The 18,813-nt window shown below is 69.3% G+C and carries 12 protein-coding genes; 5 read left to right on the top strand and 7 right to left on the bottom strand.

Annotation, left to right across the window (positions count from 1 at the left end):
- Positions 1–5 precede the first annotated feature (5 nt).
- Positions 6–2,132: a trypsin-like peptidase domain-containing protein gene (locus tag OHA64_RS00190; RefSeq protein ID WP_405606338.1), complete on the bottom strand. Its 2,127-nt coding sequence runs from the start codon at positions 2,130–2,132 to the stop codon at positions 6–8.
- Positions 2,133–2,148: 16 nt separating this feature from the next.
- Positions 2,149–2,628, bottom strand: coding sequence for a CU044_2847 family protein (locus OHA64_RS00185; protein WP_405606336.1), 480 nt, complete (start codon positions 2,626–2,628; stop codon positions 2,149–2,151).
- Between the two features lie 702 nt (positions 2,629–3,330).
- Here OHA64_RS00185 and OHA64_RS00180 point away from each other — a divergent pair.
- The 5 genes from OHA64_RS00180 (at position 3,331) to OHA64_RS00160 (ending at position 10,289) form a co-directional block, all read left to right on the top strand.
- Positions 3,331–4,599, top strand: a complete 1,269-nt coding sequence (locus OHA64_RS00180) for a hypothetical protein (protein ID WP_405606334.1) — start codon at positions 3,331–3,333, stop codon at positions 4,597–4,599.
- Between the two features lie 109 nt (positions 4,600–4,708).
- Positions 4,709–5,155: a hypothetical protein gene (locus OHA64_RS00175; protein WP_405606332.1), complete on the top strand. Its 447-nt coding sequence runs from the start codon at positions 4,709–4,711 to the stop codon at positions 5,153–5,155.
- A 4-nt stretch (positions 5,156–5,159) separates the two neighbouring features.
- Positions 5,160–5,810 carry a hypothetical protein gene (locus OHA64_RS00170; protein ID WP_405606330.1) on the top strand — a complete coding sequence of 217 codons (651 nt, stop codon included), beginning with the start codon at positions 5,160–5,162 and terminating at the stop codon, positions 5,808–5,810.
- On the top strand, positions 5,807–8,878 hold the full coding sequence (locus OHA64_RS00165; protein ID WP_405606328.1) for a hypothetical protein: 3,072 nt from the start codon (positions 5,807–5,809) through the stop codon (positions 8,876–8,878). Before OHA64_RS00170 ends, OHA64_RS00165 begins: the two co-directional genes overlap by 4 nt.
- Entirely contained in the window at positions 8,871–10,289 is a 1,419-nt protein-coding gene (locus OHA64_RS00160) for a Wadjet anti-phage system protein JetD domain-containing protein (RefSeq protein WP_405606326.1), read from the top strand. Before OHA64_RS00165 ends, OHA64_RS00160 begins: the two co-directional genes overlap by 8 nt.
- 144 nt (positions 10,290–10,433) lie before the next feature.
- Here the strand turns inward: OHA64_RS00160 and OHA64_RS00155 are convergent, their stop codons facing one another.
- From OHA64_RS00155 to OHA64_RS00135, 5 genes are all read right to left on the bottom strand, one after another.
- Positions 10,434–11,468 carry a hypothetical protein gene (locus tag OHA64_RS00155; protein ID WP_405606324.1) on the bottom strand — a complete coding sequence of 345 codons (1,035 nt, stop codon included), beginning with the start codon at positions 11,466–11,468 and terminating at the stop codon, positions 10,434–10,436.
- 130 nt (positions 11,469–11,598) lie between these two features.
- Positions 11,599–12,372: an AAA family ATPase gene (locus tag OHA64_RS00150; RefSeq protein WP_405606322.1), complete on the bottom strand. Its 774-nt coding sequence runs from the start codon at positions 12,370–12,372 to the stop codon at positions 11,599–11,601.
- Positions 12,369–13,886: a Mu transposase C-terminal domain-containing protein gene (locus tag OHA64_RS00145; RefSeq protein WP_405623789.1), complete on the bottom strand. Its 1,518-nt coding sequence runs from the start codon at positions 13,884–13,886 to the stop codon at positions 12,369–12,371. Before OHA64_RS00145 ends, OHA64_RS00150 begins: the two co-directional genes overlap by 4 nt.
- A gap of 393 nt (positions 13,887–14,279) precedes the next feature.
- Positions 14,280–17,489 carry an AAA family ATPase gene (locus OHA64_RS00140; protein ID WP_405606320.1) on the bottom strand — a complete coding sequence of 1,070 codons (3,210 nt, stop codon included), beginning with the start codon at positions 17,487–17,489 and terminating at the stop codon, positions 14,280–14,282.
- Positions 17,486–18,742: an exonuclease SbcCD subunit D gene (locus tag OHA64_RS00135; protein ID WP_405606318.1), complete on the bottom strand. Its 1,257-nt coding sequence runs from the start codon at positions 18,740–18,742 to the stop codon at positions 17,486–17,488. The genes OHA64_RS00140 and OHA64_RS00135 overlap by 4 nt, the downstream gene beginning before the upstream one ends.
- Between the last annotated feature and the right edge of the window lie 71 nt (positions 18,743–18,813).

The raw sequence follows: 18,813 nt of genomic DNA, 5'->3' as shown, positions 1-18,813 counted from the left end.
TGGGTTCAGGGCTGGGTGAGGGCCCAGGCATCGGGAGCAAACGGTGGCGGTCGGTAGTCCGGCCCGTCGTACAGGAGTGACAGCCGACGCCCGTGGTGGGTCGGGCAGTCGGGGTCGGCCAGGGCCCTGGCCCGTTCCCGCCGCACCGTCTCCGGCAGGTCCGTGTGGCTGATGCCTTCCATCAGGTCGAGCAGCCGCTTGGCCGTCTCGGTGTCGTGATCCTGACGGTGCCACAGGACAGTGTGCACACCTGCCTGGAGGCATTGCCGGAGCACCTGGTTCTGGTGCTGCTGCTCGCAGCACATGATGACGACGCCGGCGTCCGGAACCGCCTCGAGCTGTGCCTGAGCGACGCCCGGGCGTGCCGAGCGCTGGTCGAGGACGAGGGGCCGGGACAACGGGAGCGCTTTGGTGCGCCGCTTCCACCCGGCGTAGGTGTCCCGCGTCCGTCCGGAACTGCGCAGGACGACCCGACGCATGACGCCCAGGAAGAAGTCGTCGTCCTCGTCTCCCCTCAGGTGCCAGGTGTCCACGTCGAGCCGCAGCCAGAGAGGTTCCACGAAGAACTCCACCAGCGCCTGATCTGCGTGTTCGTTCACCTCGTTGCGCAGCACTGCCCGGACGCCCTCGACCACCTTTTCGCTCGACACCTCGGAGTCCTGCACCAGGACGACCTCGTGGCGGCCGTCACCGTCACAGACCCATATCTGATAGGTGAAGCGTTGCCCTGGGGGTACGGGCAGCAACTCGACCTGGATGCGGGGAGTCGCTGCGGCCCCGGTGGGATGGCCGCGGGGCTTCGGGCGGATATCCTCCCGGAATTGGTCGACGGCGGCCTCAGGTATTCCCAGCTGCGGTGCCACCCTGTCGACCCAGGCGTCCAGTTCCTCCGACAGAGGATTCCCCACGGAGTGCTCCACAAGGCCGATCCGGACAACTGACTGGAGGAGCGGAGGCATCAACCGGTTGTCAGACGGGTACCCCTCGAGGAGGTCGGTGACGTCCACCAGTCCAGAGACTAATGGCAACTCGTCGGCGTACGGGAGTACAGCACGCAGCAGATCCTCGGGGTCGGTCTCACGGCACTGGGCGAGAAGGCCGACCAGTTCCCGCCGCTGTCGCGCTGTCAGCGTCTCCCTGGGGCTGACCACACGTGCCGCGCGCAGGAGCCGGTCCCAGGCGGCCCTTTCGTCCGAGGAGCTGAGGGCGCCGGTGTCCACCAGGTACTCCCGGACCACTTTCAGCAGTTCCGGCACGCCGCGTCGCACGCCGACGGCGAGAGCGAGCAACCGGTGATGATCCGCCGCCTGATGGATGGACTCCCTGCCAAGCTTGGCGGCCAGCCTGACCTCACACTTTAGGACGGCCTGAGTGCCCGGCAAAAGCCTTTCCAAGGCAGCCAGCGTCCGCTGCTGGCCGTGTCCTGCTGTGGGCACCTCGACAGGCGGAAGGTCCGGCAGCTCGGCCTCGATGGCGGGCAGGCCGATCGCGTACAACGGGCGCCGTGCCACCGGGGTCTTGCCGGGCGCGTCCACGTGTGTGGCGACCACGATCCCGACCACGGCCTCCCGGTCCCGGTCCCACAGCGGCCCACCGCTGTGTCCCTCCCGCGCCTCGCCTGCGTCGACGTCCAGCACGATCCAAGGCTCAGCCACCGCACGCGGCGACGCGACGATGGTCATCGCGGGGTGGCCGCTGGCCCACAGCGCGATGACGGCGTGCCCGTCCCGCTCTGGAAGAAAGGGCGCCGGCTCCGCACCGTCGGGAGGGGGCTCGGCGAGTCTGAGCACAGCCAGGTCGCCGAAATACGGAAACGGAAACTTGCCCGCCGTCCCCGCGGCACCGCTGTGGGGTGAAGGATGTGCCCGCGGCGGACGCCACATCGCCTGTTCGACACGGCCGACCAACTCCCGGTCCGGGGCCACATGGGGCATCCGTAACCGGACGACGTTTCCCTGCGCCGGTACGGAGTCTTCGAAGCGGTGTCGTCCCAATGCGCTGTTGACGACATGGGCACAGGTGAGGACCAGGGAGTCAGAGATCAGAACGGCAGCGCCGACGAACTCTTTCTGCCCGAGGACGGACACGAACGACCGGCGAAGTGCCGCGTCACTGTGAGTGGAAGGGATCACCTGGTACAGCCTTCCGTCACGACACAGAGGGAGAAGCCGCCCTGTTCAGGGAACGCGGCTCTTCCGGGACAGGGACGCCGTCCGGTGAGTCGGTGAAGTTCCAGGTGGCGGAGACGGTGAAACTCGCCTCGCCCTTCCCCGAGAAGACCCCAAGGCTGAAATCGCTCCCCAGGGTCACGCCGAACTCGACGGTGACCTCGTTCGGCCGCCGGGCGGACTCGGTGAACGACTGGTGGATCCCGTCGAGTACGCCGCCCAACGGACGCAGTGCCTCGGCGAGCGCTTCGCCGCCTCGGGTGAGGGCCTGCGCCGCACGCTCGTTGACGCTCACGGGCTGGGCGGAGCCGAAGTCCCCCGGAAGGCCGAGAGGTTCGCTCGCGTCGGTTTCGCGTCGGCTGGTGCCCGGCTCGGGCATCGCAGAGGAGTCCTTGAGCACCGGAGTGAGGTGCAGGCGCACCATCGAGCCGTCATCAAAAGTGAGATTCACGTCCCCCATGAGCACCATCTTGTCATGATCAGCAGTCGGCCGTGGCCCCAACTCCCTTACCCGGCCACCCAGGGCGCTTCGACGCCCGCGCCCGGGCATCGCCTCGCTCACGGGTACATCGGCGCGTGTTATCGAGATTAAAGCGGTATGGACAGACAGGGTCCTCGGCGATGATCAGGTTGTCCGGTTCGAACGGCGCGCGTGAGCCGAGTGTCTGCCGGATAGCGCTGACCCCAGCGGCGCGCATCGGGCGAGGACGGGTACGTCCCCGAGCGTGGACCTGAGATCGCTGTTGCTGTCCTCGTGGAGCACTGCCCGGCTCTCGGCGAGGCGCTGTTCGGCAGCCGACGACCACGTAAGGGCCTGTATCCGTGCCCCACTACCGCCGGGCCCAGACTGGAGCGGTGGCCGCGAGGCTCACTGGAATGATGCGTGGCGCAGCGCCGCGGGACGGGCGGAATCCAGTGATCGCCGATGTGCTGACGGCTGACCTACGCGGCTCCGCCGAAGTGGCGGCAACCGCGCGGAGACGTGAGCGGGTCGGTTCGTACATGAGGTGCTTGATCTGGCGCAGGGCGGGCACGAACGCAAGTTGCCACCGCCGGGGTTGAGGAAGCACAAGACAAGTTGAGTGGTTTCCGGGTTTTTCGGGCCCTACAGAGGTCATGCTGTTTTGGGGCCTCACGAGGTGGGGGAGTGAGGGGGCACTTGTTGGACCAGCCTGACTTGTTCTCCGTACAGCAGGAGGGCAGCGCGGACGGCCTTGAGCACATACCGCCGTTCGCGGCACCGATCGCTGCCACATCGAGCGCGGTAACAGATGATCCGGTGGCACTGCGCATTGCCGAGGCGATCCGGGACGTGTTCGGCGATTTCGGCTCCGAACATGGCCTGAGCCGCTCGGAGATCGCCCAGGCGTGCGCTGTGGTGGCCTCCGCTGACGAGTTCGATGCGAGGTTCCGGGTCTTCACCAAGCTTCGTCTGCTGGAGTCGCTGCACGGCAAGGCCTACGACCAGCGCTATGTGTTCAATCCGACCAGTGGTGCAGCGCTCTTGGTCTACGAGCGGCTGGGGGAGGCCGGAGGCGTCCAAGAGATCACCATGCTGCTGGATCGGACCCGCGAAGGCCTCCTGAACGGCTCCCTGACCGAGGAGCAACTGGCCGCCAAGATCGCGCAGGCCCGGCGGAGCCTGGCGAACTACACCAATCACCTGCTGCGGCTCGTGCGGACCAGGCCCATCGAAGAACTGCTCGGCCAGCGCCACCACCACGCCCACACCACATCGCTCGAGGAGGCGAAACACCTCGTTCACGCCATCGCTGAGCAGTACCCCGCGCTGCGTCCCGCAGGAACCCGCCTGATCCAAGAAGCACTGCGTTACACGGCAGCCGTCCATGAGTTCTACGACCGGCTCATGCAACAAGCCACCACCCGCCGCGACTTCAGCATGCTCCTTCCCGAGCAATACCTGACTGCGGCCCTGCGCTCCTCCACGGATGCACTCGCGCAGGTGCTCGCCACGACCGTCTTCGACCCGCCTCACGTCCAGATCACCACGGGCCAGATCCTCACTGCCGCGGCCGATCACCAGCCCCCGCCACCGAGACAGCGTCTGCCGCGCCCCCCGGCGCAGCCGCCCGGCCCGGACCCGGTCGAGGCCACACGCGCCAAGGTCGCGCTCGCGCGGCAGCGACGGGAGGCCACCGTGACCCTGCTCATGGCGGGAAAAGACGAAGCCGACGTCACCGCCGCCCTGCGCGCCCTGCCCTGGCAGGCAGCAGTCAGGCACATGGTCGACCTGCTGCGCGCCGCAGCCGATCCGGCCATCCCGTTCATGCTCGACATCTCCCGCGAGGTCATCGTGGACGCCGCAGGCCCGGTCACCTACGCCTCACCGGTGACCGTGTACCGCATTCCCGACAGCCCCCAAGATATGAACGACGACACCGAAGCCGCACCGCAGAGCCCCCATGAGTGACCCCTACCTGTTAGCGCGCGCCCGAGCACTGCGAACTGTTCCTGTCCCTACGGACCGCGCAGAACTCACCCGGCTGCGCCGCGCCGTCGATGATGTGGAGCGCCGTTTGGTGGATGTCGCCACCCCCGACGGTATCCAGGAGCTGATGACCGGCTGGGCCCCTGATGTGGAACCTGCAAGCGGAGCCCTGGGCGACAGCGACGTCCACCGCACCGCCTCGGCCATCCGCCTGGTCACACTGGCCTGCTGTATCCGCCACTGCTGGCCCGACCCCAGCCAGCCGCTGTACCCGGGACAGCCCGCCGCACAGGAGGACATCATCGCCTCCCTGGCTCCTCTCCAGGACACCCTCGTCCCCCGGGAAGGCGTGGCCGCGCTGGGCCAGACCTCGCATTTCCTCACTGCCCTGCGGTTCCTGCGCGCCTGCGACTACCTCTCGGCGGACGTCGGCGACGGCATGGTCCGTCTCGGCCCCATGGTCGCGCTGTGGTCCGAGCGCGATGTGGCTGAACTCCGCAGCGGCTACGACGTCCTGCCCGCCCTGAGGAAGGGATGAGCCGGTGGACGTACCGGCACTGGAAGCCCTGTCCCACAACCGGCGGGCCGATGTCCGAGCGGCGGTCTGCGCCGTGGAGACCGCCATGCTCCCTGTGCGGCCAGCGCACTACCGCGCCCTCGCGGAGACCCCGCTGCGGGTCGTGGTGGAACAGGTACTGACCGCATCCGGACGCACTCTGCTCGTGGTTGGCGGCGGCTACCTCTCCGGTTACACCGACGAGATCAGACAACGTCTGGCGCACGAAGGAATCGGGGTCCTGCCTCGCGAGGACCGCGCTGTCCTCACCTTGATCCTGATGTTCAGCGTCGCCATCCCCCGAGCATCCGGCACTACCCTGCCCGACCAGCTGTGGACCCGGGGCACCCCCGTGCCCAGGGACCAGCTCAAAGGCTGCCGGGTGTCCGACACGGTCCTCACCAGCGCGCTGCAGCGTCTCACCGACGCAGACCTGGTCCGTCGTACCAAAACCGGCTACGTCCTGGGCAACCAGTTCCTGCGCCTGACGCCGACCGTGGGCACCGAACTGTTCGAACGATTGATCCTGCTGGCCGATCCTGACAGTCCCCTCGCTGAATCGATCCGTCGCCGCCACGCCGCCCGTGCCGTGCCCACGGCTACCGCTCCCGACCACGAGGTGCACGACACACCATGACCAGCCCGCCCACGTCCGACCTGTCCCGGGGCATCGTCGGCGACCGCCAGCTCGTCGCCGTCCAAGCTTTCGACATCGCCCGGCTCACGGCACACGCCGTTCCGATCGTCCCGGAGACCTTCATCGCAGTCTCCGGTCTCGGCCCCAAGGACGACTCGAACGGCTCCGGCAAGACCAGCTTCCTCATTGCCGTTTCCCTGCTGCTGGCCGACCCGCAGTGGCGCCTGGAGACCAACGGTGGTCGGCACGCCAGCGGCATCCTGTTCCGCCCCGACGCAGCCGGCGTCGACCAAGCCCACCAAGCATCGCCGGTCACCCACGGCTACATCGTCGGCGTCTTCGCCCACTCTGACGACCCCGCCACCAGCCCCTTGACCGTATGGGTCCGCATCGCCACCACCACTCCCTACCTGCAAGCCAACTGGACCGAAGGCCTGCACGTCGCCGACGCCCCCACTGACCACGAGCGCAGCATCCAGGCCGACGCCCTGTGGCGCGAGCTCGGAACCCGCCAGATCCTCTCCGCCCGCGCCATGGCCGAGAAGCTCTACGGCACCGCCCCGCGCTGCCTCACCTACCTCGACACCGCCCTCCGTCCGCCCGTTCCCTCACTGCTCAGCCAGCAGCTGACCGAGATGGAGCCCCACGACATAGGCCGGTCCCTGATCGCTCTGTCGGGCATGACACCCCTGGTGGAGGAAGAAGACGATCTGCGCGGCCAGGCCCTGGAACACCAGATCGCACTCGACAAGGCCCAGACCGAGCACGCTCAGGCGCTGCTCGCAGAAGAAGAGGTGATGAGCGGCGTGCGCGCCCGCGAGACCGCCCGCCTCTCTCTCCAGCGCGGCGACGAGGCATGGCGCCGCTACCTCGCGGCCTCCTACCGCGACGCCCACCAGAGCGACCAGCGCATCGCTGCGACCATGGAGGAAGAGAAAGGGGCCGCTGCGACAGCCGCAGCCCTGGTGCGGGACGCCGAGGAGCAGTTGAAGTCCCTCGGGTCCGCCGAGGAACTCGCCACTCAGGAACGCGAAGCCCGCCAGATGTGGTCCGACGCCCAACAACTTGTCCGCGAACTATCCAGCAAAATAACGGAGTTGACCACTAAGCAGACGCTGCTGCGCAGTCAGCGGACCATCCTCCTGCCCCAGGTGCAGGGCTGGGACGGCAGCGACTGCGCCACCGCAGCCACCCGCCTGGAGCAACGCCAGCGCGATCACGCCAAGGCAGAGTTGCAACGCGTCGAGGCCGAAGACACCGTCACCCGCGCCCGCACACACCTGCACAACGTCGAACAGGGCCGCAGTGGCCAAGCCGGCCACGCCATCGACCTGCTGAGCGAACACCGCATTCCCGCGCACGGCCTGCTCGACCAGCTCAACGTGGACGAAGCCGCCCGCCCCGAGTGGGAACCGCGGCTGACACCCTGGCAGGACGCGATCGTCGTCGAACCCGAGCATGAAGAGAAGGCCCGACGCCTTCTGCACGCCGCTCTGCCCGGCGCACAGATCATCTCGTCCGACGTGAGGCAGGAACGCCTGCCGCAGGGCATTCACACCACCCTGAAAGTGGCACGCTTCCTTGGCACTCTTCAAGAACGCCTGATCCCCTCGGCCGATGGCACTGCCGTCCGTGACCAGGCGCTGGCTCTGACCGTGACGGGCGGCTTCCCTACCCCGCTGGCCGGGCGCGAAGCCCGGCTCCGACAAGCACGCGCCGATCTCGCAGCCGCCAAGCAGCTCGCAACCGAGGCCACCGAAGCTGTGACCGCTGCCAGCGCTGCCCTCACCTTGGCCAAGACCCAGCACGCGGCTGCCCAGGCCACTGAAGAACTCGCGCGCCTTGGTACCCAGGAGAACGACCTTCAGACCAAGATCGGCGAGTTCTCCAGCCGCGTCAACAACGCCGCGCGCGACGAACAGCAACTCCAGCAGACCTGGAAGGAGGCCGTGGCCCGGCACGCCTCCCACGAGCAGCTCCTCGCCAACGCAAAGCTCACACTGGAAGGGGCTGGCAATGCGCTCAAGGAACGCCACCGTATCCTCGCGGTGCTTGAACGTCAGCGCAGTCAAGCCGCCGCATCCCAGTGGCAGCTGCAGTGGGACGGCACTCTCGAAGATGCCGTCCACTTCCTGGACCAGGCATCGGAGCAGGCCCGTTCATCCCGGCCGGCGGCCCTGCGCCGACAAGCGGAGGACGGACTGCGCCGAGCCTACGAGCACTACGGCATCGACGGCACCCCAGGCGCGGACATCGGCGAAGACCTCCGCACTGGCGAGGAAATGATGCGGACTTTCGCTGACACCGATCCCGCCAGCCTCCCCTCTCTCACCTTCGCCGACGTGGCAGCCCCGCTGGATAATCGCCTCGCCGGCCACCGGGACCAGGATGAGGTTGCCGCAGCGCGCGTCACCCACGACCAGCACGCCCGGGAGCAGGCGATCACAGAACTCACCAACGGGGTCGCCACCAGCGCCCGCAACCTGGAAACCCTCCAGGACATGATCGAAAAGCACCTTGACGGCCTCTTCGCTCAGATCAGCGCCGCCTTCAACGACCTCGACCTGCGCAGCGAAGGCTACGGGGCCAAGCTCGAACACATCAGCGTCCGCCCCCAGGGGGCCGGTGACTGGCAGTGGCAGGTCATCCCGCGATGGAAACGCTCCCGCAGCGGCGGATACGTCCCCTACCGAGAAAACGCCAACAGCGCCCAGGTCAAGGTGCACGCCATCCTGCTCGTCCTCGCGGCGCTCCTCGCCGACTCCCAGACCCAGGGCAGAGTCCTGATCCTGGATGAACTCGGCAACAGCCTCGGAGAGGTCAACCGAAAGGACATGCTCGCCGCCCTGCGCGACGTCGCCCGCGAGCAACACCTGACCATCCTCGGCACCTGCCAGGACAGCGTCCTTGCCGACGCCGCCGATGTCTGCGGGGAACTGCTGTGGTTCGTCCACGCATCAGCGGCCGACATCATCAACCAGCCCACCAGCGCATGGGCCTTCGACAGCAACGGTGCCCGCACCCAGCTCACGGAAGACTGGATCACCGCAGGACGCACCTATGCCTGACCTCACCCCCCGGCCTCCACTCCTCATCGGCGAAGCACACGGCCGCGAGACCGTACCGTTGCGCAACCTGCCGCCGGGCATCACCGCCGTCACCCTGCCGCGCATCACCAAGGACGGCGACGACACCATCCACGTGCGCGTCCCCAGGGACCATCGACGACGCGTCAATCCCCGACAGGTCGACCTCGTCGCCGACCACCCCGTCAGGCCCTACGAGCCGCCGCCCACCCTGACCGCCCGACAACTGATCAAAGTCCTGCAGACCAAGAGCACCAAGCGCTGGCCCACGATCCAAGCCGACCTCGGCGACAACGCCTGGCAAAGCGTGGTCGACCTCATCCGCTGCGGCGCTGTCATCCTGCGCTGCGACGTCGTCAACGCCACCGGCTACAGCCCACGCTCATGGACCCTGACCCAGTCATGGACTGAACTCGCCGAGGATAAACTCGCCGAACTCCAAGGCCGCCAGCACCCCGAGGACCTGCACCGCGAGCTCCTTCACATCATGTCCGGCCTCCCTCAACTCGCCCATGAGCACGCCCTGCTGGCCAAGACGCCTCCCGGCCGGGTCCTGAAAATCCCCGAAGGCACCACCACGCGAGCCGAGGACTGGCGCGTCTACGAGGTCGCCATCCGGGCCGCCGGCATCTGGTGGCCCGCCCAAGGCAAACCCCGCAAGATCACCGCCAAGGAACTCGCCGGACGCAGCCTGCACAACACCAAGAGCGCCTGGACCCCCGTCAGGCAACAGGCCTTCTCTAACCTGATCGGCATCCCCTTCGACCAGGCCGTCGACAAAGCCGACACCGAACTGCGCATCCGCGGCCCCCTCCAGTGGCGCGTCGGTACTGTCATCGCCGATGCGGCAGCCTGCAACCCCTGGCTCGCTCTTCCTGCCCGCGGAGTCCGTGCCCTCGGCATGATCTCCTGCGATGCCCAGGGCATCTTCCTGATCGAGAACGAGGACACCTTCGAACAGGTCTGCAAGATCTCGGAGATAGCCGACAGTTGGCTGTGTATCTGGGGCAAGGGCTATGCAACCGACGGACTGGCCGAATTCCTCCGCGGCCTCGATGGCCTGCCCCTCGCGGCATGGGGCGACCTCGACGCCCACGGCATCCGCATCATCGGTAATCTCGCCGACCGCATCAGGCGGCCCATCACACCCGTCGCGATGACCGTCGACCTCTACCGGGGCGGCACCAAGTACCGCCAGGAGCCCACGAAACTGGAGGAGAACCGCAAGCTCGCCGCCCGGCTAGCGTGCGATGGCATCGAGGCTCTGCGTGATCTGGCCGAAGAGATCGCTCGGACCGACGGGCACGGCTGCGAACAGGAGACGCTCTACGACGAAGTCCTCCCCACACTCCCGAGTTTGCTGAAAGCCGTGCACGTGTCTGGCAGGTCCTGACCTCGTAGAAGCGGGCAGAGCGGGTCTACTCGGGCCGGGCTGTCGTTCACAACTCCTAGCTTTCTGGCCCCGGTTGGTGGCCTGTTGCGAACGCGGCATCAATGCTGCCGCGGTTCTGGCACGCAGGGGGGCGGTACGCACAGCTCAAGGGACGAGGGCGCTGGCGGGCTGGGAGAGGCCGAGCCGGGGCAGCCGTCCGGCGTGCGCGCGCAGATGCCGGGCTTCGGCGGACATCACGGGGGCGAACACGCTGTCCCCGGGCGGGTGGGGTGTCAGACGGTGGTGGGCGCGGGCGCCGGCCAGCAGCGGGCGCGCCCAGGCAGGCACAGCGTGCAGAGGGCAGTACCGATGGTTGACCCCGTGGAGCTTGATGGCACAGACGTCGCCGGTGATGTCGAGGTCGCGGGTGAAGCGCAGGCTGCCCAGGCCGGCCCGGGTGAAGGCCAGCACGCTCAGAGCTCCGGCGATGAGCGGGTGTGCGAGAGCGGCCAGAGCGGCGGCTTCCTCGAACGCAATCTCGAGGGCAGGGGCGGCCTGGACCAACTGCGCCGTTGCCAACGCGCCGGTGCAAGGGGGAGCCGGCCACCCGTGCTTCAGCGACGCCGACCGATTCTCCCGCGGCTGCCGGGCGGGTGACTGCCCCGCCGCCACTGCCACAGCCGCTGGTCCCGCCATCGGTGGAGCGGGAGGGAAGGGCGGGCGCGCGGGTATCGGTCCCGGCTCGGCGAGAAGCGCCTCGAACTGGTCTCGGCCGCTGATACAGCGCTCCGCGCGGGCCAGCACTGGCGGCAGTCCACGCGGCGGCTTCTGCCATAGCAAGGTCAGCTGAGCCCCTGTCAACTCGCGCCAGGCGAGCAGTTGGTCGATGCGCCTGAGGGTCAGCAGATGGGCCCGGAGGACTACCACGTGCCGCACCCCCATCGCGACACCCCAGGCCGCCGCGGCAAGCCAGGCCGCGTTCACCGAATCCAGCCACACATCGGGGGAGTGGAGCCCGGGGGCCAGCCGCTTGCCCAGCGCATACAGCATGTCGTGCGCCAGCGCGGCTGGGCTGCCGCTGGCCGGCGTCGGCTGCACGGTGATGCGGCCTTCCCCGGGCTGGTGTGCCTGAAGCGCCGCCCGGGTGTAGAACAGGTCGTCCCGCTCGTCCACCACGATCGTCACGTCGCTGTACGCCACTGCCACCCCCTTCCCGGCCGCGCCCCGCCACACCGCCCCGGACCTGCCAGGAAAAAACCCTCCTGGCGTGGGCCGCAGCCCGTGTCTGGGTTCCCGCGGCGGCCCGCCGCGGGAACCCAGACACGCCGTCCTACATGCCGCCGAGCTTGCTGTAGACCCAGTTGATGAGTTCGTCGTTGACCTCGGTCAGCCCCATCTGCTCCATGCCGTTGAGCATGTGTTTGGTGATGGTGCCCCAGTTGCGGAAGTTGCCGTGCGCCGCGGCGCGGTCGATGCCGCGGACCTTCTGCGGGTCGACGCCCGCCCACAGGGAGTGGAACACCGGCAGGGTGGCGAGGACCTCGTCCTCGGACATGCGCTGGAACTTCTGCCAGATGAAGACGCGCGATGCCAGCATCGGCTCACGCTTGAGGACTTTGTAGCAGTTGTCGCCACCGGCGAAGATCACCGCCATGTCGGTGTTGCGGTCGTCCCACAGATGGCGCCAGTACTCGAACGAGCTGCGGCCCATCCACTGGGCCTCGTCGCACACCAGCACCCGGAACGTCTGCGACAGGGTCTCCTTCAGGAGGGTGTCGAACTCGATCGGGCGGGTCGGCGGCTCCCCGGGCAGCCCCAGGGCCCGGAACAGGCCGTGGCGGATGTCGCGAGGGGTGGGGCCCGAGCGCAGTTCCAGGCGGTAGGTGATGTCGGGGGCGAGCTTGCGCAGTGCCGAGTTCACCGACATCGTCTTGCCGTAGCCGGCCGACCCGTAGGCGCACATCATGGCCTTGGCCTCGATCGTCGCCTGGATGTTGTCCAGCGTCGTCATGAGCGCGTCGGTGGCCACCAGGTGGGCGTCCAGGTGGTGGAAGTGGTCGGCGCTCTCCGGGGGGAGCTTGCCGTAGTCCATGTCGCCGCTCACGTGTTCTCCTTGGGATTGTCGGGGTCCGGCTCGCCGGTGCCAGGCGGGAGCGGGTGTGCCCAGCCGTCCGGGACGGGCTGGTGCGGGATGTAGCCGGGATTGGCCTGCCTTCGGCCGGAGGTGTCCCACCCGGAGAGCTCTGCGTCGGCTTCCGCCTCGGTCAGCGCGCCCAGGCGCTCGGGCGGGGCGGCGGTGGTGGCGGCTTTGAAGCGCTCACGGCGCAGCTTGGCTGCGGCCTTCATGTCCGCGCGCAGCTGTCGTTCCTTGGCCTTACGGGCGTTGCGCACTTCGCGGACCTGCTCTTTGCTGGCTGCCTCAGCCAGGACCGCCGTTCCCAGGTGTACGCCGTCGAGGCCGAACACTTCGATGCTGGTGCCGTGGTGGGGCAGGTGCCGCGTCACGACCGGCACACCAGCCCGGCCCACCATCCACGGCGCGATGTAGTGGCGGTTACGCCACCGCACTCCCTGCGTGGTGATCTTGCGGGTGCGTCCGTCGTCTGTGAGCCCGAAGCGGGCTAGCTGTGCGGCGGGGATGTCGTGCAGGGGAGTGGGGTCCGCCTGCCACGCCTCGATCGGGGTGCGGCCGTTGAGCGCTCGGGGAAGATGTTCGGTGTTCCACCAGTCCACCCACTTCAGCAGCAGCTCTACGAACGCCTCGAAGGCCAGCGCCGGCGCGTCCGGGTCGATGCTGCGGCCGCCGGGGAGTTTCTGCTGGTGGACGTAGCGCGGCATGGAGACGAACAGCATCTCCTCGACCGCGTCGTTCAGCGCCTCGATCGTGCCCTTCAGATGCGGGGTGTACGCCGGCAGGTCGATGACGGGCACGGCGAACGCGCCGAGCGCCGAGGTCACCGCGGCGCACAGGAAGTCCTTGCCGCGGTCCACGCGGATCAGGTCGGGCAGGCCCCCGGCCGGGCCGAAGGGCTCCGCACGGTCCAGGGCCGTGCGCAGGGCCGCGAGCACCGCGTCGCTGCTGGGCGCGTGGGGGGTCACGGCCACGCCCGTGATGACCTTGGTGGCGCAGTCGATGAACCAGGTCACCCAGGGCCGCGCGTGCTCGCCCTCCACCGACACCTGCACGGGCACGCACTTGTGGTCGCCCTCCCAGGCGGCGTTGCGGTGCTCCGTCGGGCGTTGTCCGAACACGTCGAAGGCCCGCCGGGCGGCCTCGCCGTGGGCGAGCCCGGCCCGGTCCCCGGGGGTCAGGTCCCGGCGCAGCGCTCGGTGCAGCGTCGCCAGCGACGGCACCTTGGGCAGTTTGGGGTCCTTCCGGCGGCGCTGCACCAGCTCGCGGTGCACGGCGGAGGCGTTGCCTCCCCACAGCACCAGCAGCCGCCGGATCTCCGAGGTGATGGTGAACTTCGCGCGGGCCGGTGCGGCGTCACCAGGGGTGCGCGCCCGCTCGATCCACCGCCATACCGTGCGTGGCGAGCGCCCCAGCGCTGCGGCGGCCAGGTTCACGTGCGCGGTCCTCAGATGGCCGTGCTCGTCCAGTGCGGTCAGGCGCGACAGCGCCGCGGTCTTGGCCCAGCGGGCGGTGAGGCCCGGTGGGGTGAGGGGTGGTGACGTGGAGTCAGGGGAGCCGCTCACGCGGTCGCCTCCTTCGATGATGTCGCTACGGCGCACAGGGCCGGCCCGGGCCCGGGCGCTTCAGGTCCCCCCGAGGGGGTGCGGGCTGTGCCCGGATACCGGTGTCCCGCACCGGGCACGGCTCGTGGCCCGGTGCGGCCTGTCGCCTGCAACCGGTGGGTCTCTACGAGGTCGCTGCTGCCCGGGAGATGGTTCGCCCGCAGGCCTGCCCGCGCGCCGTTTGCGGGCGTGCGGGGCCATTGCCGGGTGGTGTGGAGCAGGTGGCGGGCCGGCCGTCGCGCACAGGAGGGCGGGAGCCGGCCGGCCCGCTGGATGTCAGGTCAGCTCTTGCAACTGCTTGATGCCGTCCTGGATGAGATTCTCGCGCCGCTCCGGCGTGAGCCACTCCGCACTGGACTCGTGGGCGACCTTGCCGACCCACAGAACGTCGTTGACGGCCTCTGCCACCGAGTACAGGTGGCTGATGACAACGATCGTCTTGTCCCCGGCCAGCACGGTGCTTCGCAGGGCTGCGAGCGCGTCTTCCAGTCGGGTGGCGTCCAGCGAGGCGAATCCTTCGTCCAGGAACAGGCTCTCCAGCTTGCTGTGGCTGCGGCTGTGGAACTCGACCAGCGCGAGGGCCAGGGCGAGGGAGGTCTGGAAGGTCTCGCCGCCGGAGAGGGTCTCCGGACTGCGCGTGAGGTTCGTGGCCAGCTCCATGATCCGGAAGTCCTCGGTGAACGCGTATGCCCCTGCGGAGAGTTCGAGCAGGATCCTGCTGCCGTGGACGAGCAGCGCACGGGTGCGTCGCTCGGTGAGGTAGCTGAGAAAGTTGGCATCCGTGAGGTGGTCGCACACGCTTTTCCACTCCGCGATCTGCCGATGCGCCTCCTGCAGGGCGGTGTCCAGTGTCTGGGCGTAGGGGATCTGGGACTGCGCGGTGCGCAGTTCGGTTCTGGCCCTGTCGTGTGAGGCCTCCGCCTTGCTGGTCTTGCGGCTGAGCGGGTCCAGGCAACCGGGAGCCAGCGGGTCGCCCTTCGCCGGCAGCGGGAAGCCGGGGTCCGGGTCGGTGTCGTCGGCACGGGCGCCGGCTTGCGCGGTGATCTCCTTCTCGAACGCGCGTATTTGTGCGGCGGCCTGCCGCGAGGCCTGCTTCAGCTCGTCGGTCAGCCGCGTGCCGAGAGAGGCCAGAGCGGCCGCGTATGCCTCGACGCCGGGCAGGTCACTGCCGTCCACCGGTGACGGGACCTCGGCCTGTTCCTGGTGGTCGAGGACGCTCTGGGCGTCGGTAGCCGCGTCTGCCCAGCGCTGCAGCCGGGTCAGCAGTGCGCGGGTGGGTACCTCGACTGTCAGCCGGTGCCGTTCCTGCAGGGCTTGCCGGTCTTCGGCGTGTGCGGCCAGCGCCTGCGTGGCCTCGTCACGCTCGCGTTGGGTCTGCTCGAGCCGGGGGAGCAGTTCCTCGGCCGTGGCCTTCGCCCGGGCAATGGCCGACGCATCGGGCAGCGTCTCTTGCGAGGGGCCGCCGGGGCGCAGGGGGACCGGCAGCTCGGCGATCTCCTTCGTCACCGTCAGCAGATCGCTGTCGTACTGCTGCTGTGCCTTGTCCAGCCGCTTGCGCTCACGCAGCAGGCGAGCGCGCTGTCGTCTGAGCTCAGCCAGGGCCGCGTCGTCCTCGGCCTGCGCTGTGGCCAGTCGCGCCTGCGCGCTCGTGTGCTCCTGCAGCGTGTCCGCCTCCGCGTCGCGCAGCGGCCGCACCAGAGCGGTGACCGCACGGGACAGCTGGGGCCGGGTCTTCGGCTCGCCCTCGCTCATGGCCTGTGCCTGGTCGACGACCTCCTGGACGAGCGCGTCCAGCGCCAGGGCTGTGGCGGGCGAGCGCATCGGTCCGATTGCGACCGCCAGCTCCTTCACCTGCAGCAGCGCTGTCTGCATACGCTCGCGGGCACCCAGGTGCTCGCGCCGGTGCTCGGCGGCCTTCGCTTCGGCCGCGCCCAACTCGGCGGCCGCCTGTGCCGAAGCGGACACCGCGTTGTTGTAGGCCAGTGCGTGCTTGCGGACCACGCGTTTGGCCCGCTCCAGGGCCTTGCCGTCCAGCGGCGGCGGGGCGGTGAAGCCGCTGGGCACCGTCTGGGTGCACACCGTGCAGGCGTCCCCCGGCGCCAGGGCGGCACCGGCCGCGTGGGCCGCGTCGCCGCATTTCAGTGCCGCGAGCGCGTCCTGTGCCGCGTCGTGCGCCTTGTGCAGGGGCTCCAGCCGCTCTTGAAGGCCGGTGCTGCGCGTGCGCTGGCCGTCCGCGGATTCCAGCGCTGTGCACTGGCTCTGCAGGTGCACGGCCGCGGCGCAGGCCTCCTGCAGCGCCGCCCGGACGGCTTCTTGGACCTGGTCGGTATCGGTACGTGCACGGTTCACGGCGCGCTCGGCCTGCCCGGCCGCCTCGGCGAGCGCCGCCCTGGCCTGCTCGCGCGCTTGCAGGTCCTGGCGGGCCTGCGCGTCCTCCTGCTCCTGCGCGCTGTGCAGCAACAGCTCCTGCTCCAACCGCCGGGCCGTGGCGTCCAGTTCGCTCACGCGCCGGGGCAGACGGGACAGGGCCGTCAGGGCACTGTCGAGAGAGCGGACGGTGTGACCGGCCTGCGCGGCGGCATCCAGCGCGGTCTGTGCGGCCTCCACGCGCAGGCGCAGCTCGTGTCCGGCCGTGTCGAGGGCTGCCGTTTCGGCGTCGAGGGCCTGCTGGGTGTGTGCGAGTTCGGCCATCGTGGCACCGGCGTCGGCGGTGGCGCGCTCGCGCAGCAGCCGTGCGGCTCGGTCCAGTTCGGTTTTGCGCTGCTTGCTCCGGGCCGCTTCGCCCTGCGCGTGCCGCAGGAGGTCCAGGCGTTCGCGCCGCCGGGTCGCGGTGATGCGGGTGCGTTCCACGTCCAGGACCGCCTGGGCGGCGCTGGCGACCGGGTCCCGCAGCAGGTTCGCGCGGGCCCAGGCGGCCTCGGTCGTGCTCGCCTTCAGAGCCTCCATGCGTGCGAGGGTGTGCTTGCGCACGCGTTCCAGTTCGTGGATGCCGAAGATGTGGCGCAGGATGCCCGCGCGGTGTGCGGGGGCGGCTTTGAGTAATGTGTCGAAGTTGCCCTGGCGCAGCAGGACCGTGCTGACGAAGCCGTCGTAGCCCAGGCCGATGATCTGGGAGACCGCCTCGGTCACCTTGTCACTCGAGTCGACCCGTTCCAGGGACGAGTCGCCGTCCAGGGGCTCGAGCACGGCCTTCGGCCGCTTGCTGGGCTTCCTGTACTGGGTGCGCCGCACGCTCCACGGCCGGCCGTCGACGGAGAACTCGAACGCCACGCTCATCTCGTCGAGTCCGGTACTGATCAGCTCACGGCCGTTAGCCGCGGCCCACGAGGATCTGCCGTACAGGGCGAAGATGATGGCTTCGAGGAGGGTGGACTTGCCCGCACCGGTGTCGCCCAGGATCCCGGCCAGCCGCTTGCCGGCGAAGTTGATTGTGCAGGTGCCGGGGTAGCTGCGGACCCCCGACACGGTCAGTCGCAGGGGCCTCATGACGCCTCCGTCCCCGTCCAGATGTCCTCCAGCGCGGCGCGCAGCAGTTCCTCGGCCGGGACCGGCGGGGGAGCCTCGTCGTCGACCTCGCTGAGCAGGCGGGCGAACGCGGTGGCGGTGGACCGTGCGGCAGGCTCGTCCAGGCCTGCTTCGGTCAGATAGGTGCGGAACGAGTCGGGCAGGTCTGGCTCGTCGGCCGGGATGTCGGCCAGCACGCTGCCGGCCGTTGCTTCGCGTACCGGGGCCGCGTCGACGACGATCGCGCCGGGGACGATGTCAGCGATCCTGCGGCTCAGCAGCACACCGTCGTCCTCGCCGGTGATGGCCGCTTTGAGGAACGTTCCCTCGTACTGGCCGGCCTCGGCGCGCAGGCGGTCCAGCGTCCCTTCGAAATAGGCCAGCCGCCGGCCGCCGGTCAGGCGGTGCGGCTGGACGCGTACCGGCCGGCCCGGGTCGGCGTCGACGACCACGACGCTCTTGACGTCCTTGTGCTCGCCGAAGTCCATCTGCAGCGGGCTGCCTGCGTAACGGGCCGCGAACGGAACGCCCTTCACCGCCTGTGGGGCGTGGATGTGCCCCAGCGCCGCGTACGAGACGGCCGGCAGGTCCTCCGGGGCGGTGGCAAAGGCCGCGTCGGTGTCCACGCCGCGTTCGCTGTGCGCCGGCCTGGCGCCGGCGACGAACAGGTGGGCGGCGAACAGCAGGACGTCCCGGCCCGGGTCGTACTCGTCGTGCAGCGCCTCCGTCAGTTCCGCCTGGAGTCCGCGCATCGCCTGCACGTAGTCGGCGGACGTGACGCCCGATGGGGAGGAACGCTGCCAGAACTGGTTCGGGTGCACGAACGGCATGACGGCGAGGCGTATGCGCTGCTCGCCCCCGCAGGCATCGAACGTCAGGATGCCTCCCTCGCGCCCGGGGCGGAATCGGTCGACGAAGTACAGCCCGCGGCCCCGGGTCGGGCCGCTGACGAGGTTGAGGAACTCAAAGTAGGCGGGGGAGTCGTGGTTGCCGGCGATCACCACGGTGGGGGCGACGGCGGCGAGCTCGTCCAGCGTGCGGATGGCGCGCGACAGGTCCCGGGCGCCCGGGCGGAAGGAGTGGAACAGGTCGCCGCTGTGGACGATCAGGTCCGGCTGGCACTCCCGGGCCAGGGCCGCGATCTCGGGGAGGACTGCGTCGAAGTCCTCCTCACGCGAGTGCCGGTACAAGGTGGCGCCCAGGTGCCAGTCGGAGGTGTGGATCACTCTGCTCATGCAGCCATGAGCCTTTCTGGAAGCGTGGGAGCGCGTCCCCGGATACGTCGTCAGGGGCACGCGCTGGAGGC

It is taken from the genome of Streptomyces sp. NBC_00076, from assembly GCF_045041235.1.
Taxonomy (GTDB): Bacteria; Actinomycetota; Actinomycetes; order Streptomycetales; family Streptomycetaceae; genus Streptomyces.
The sequence above is the reverse complement of the archived record's forward strand: the minus strand, read 5'-3'. Positions and strand labels throughout refer to the sequence as shown.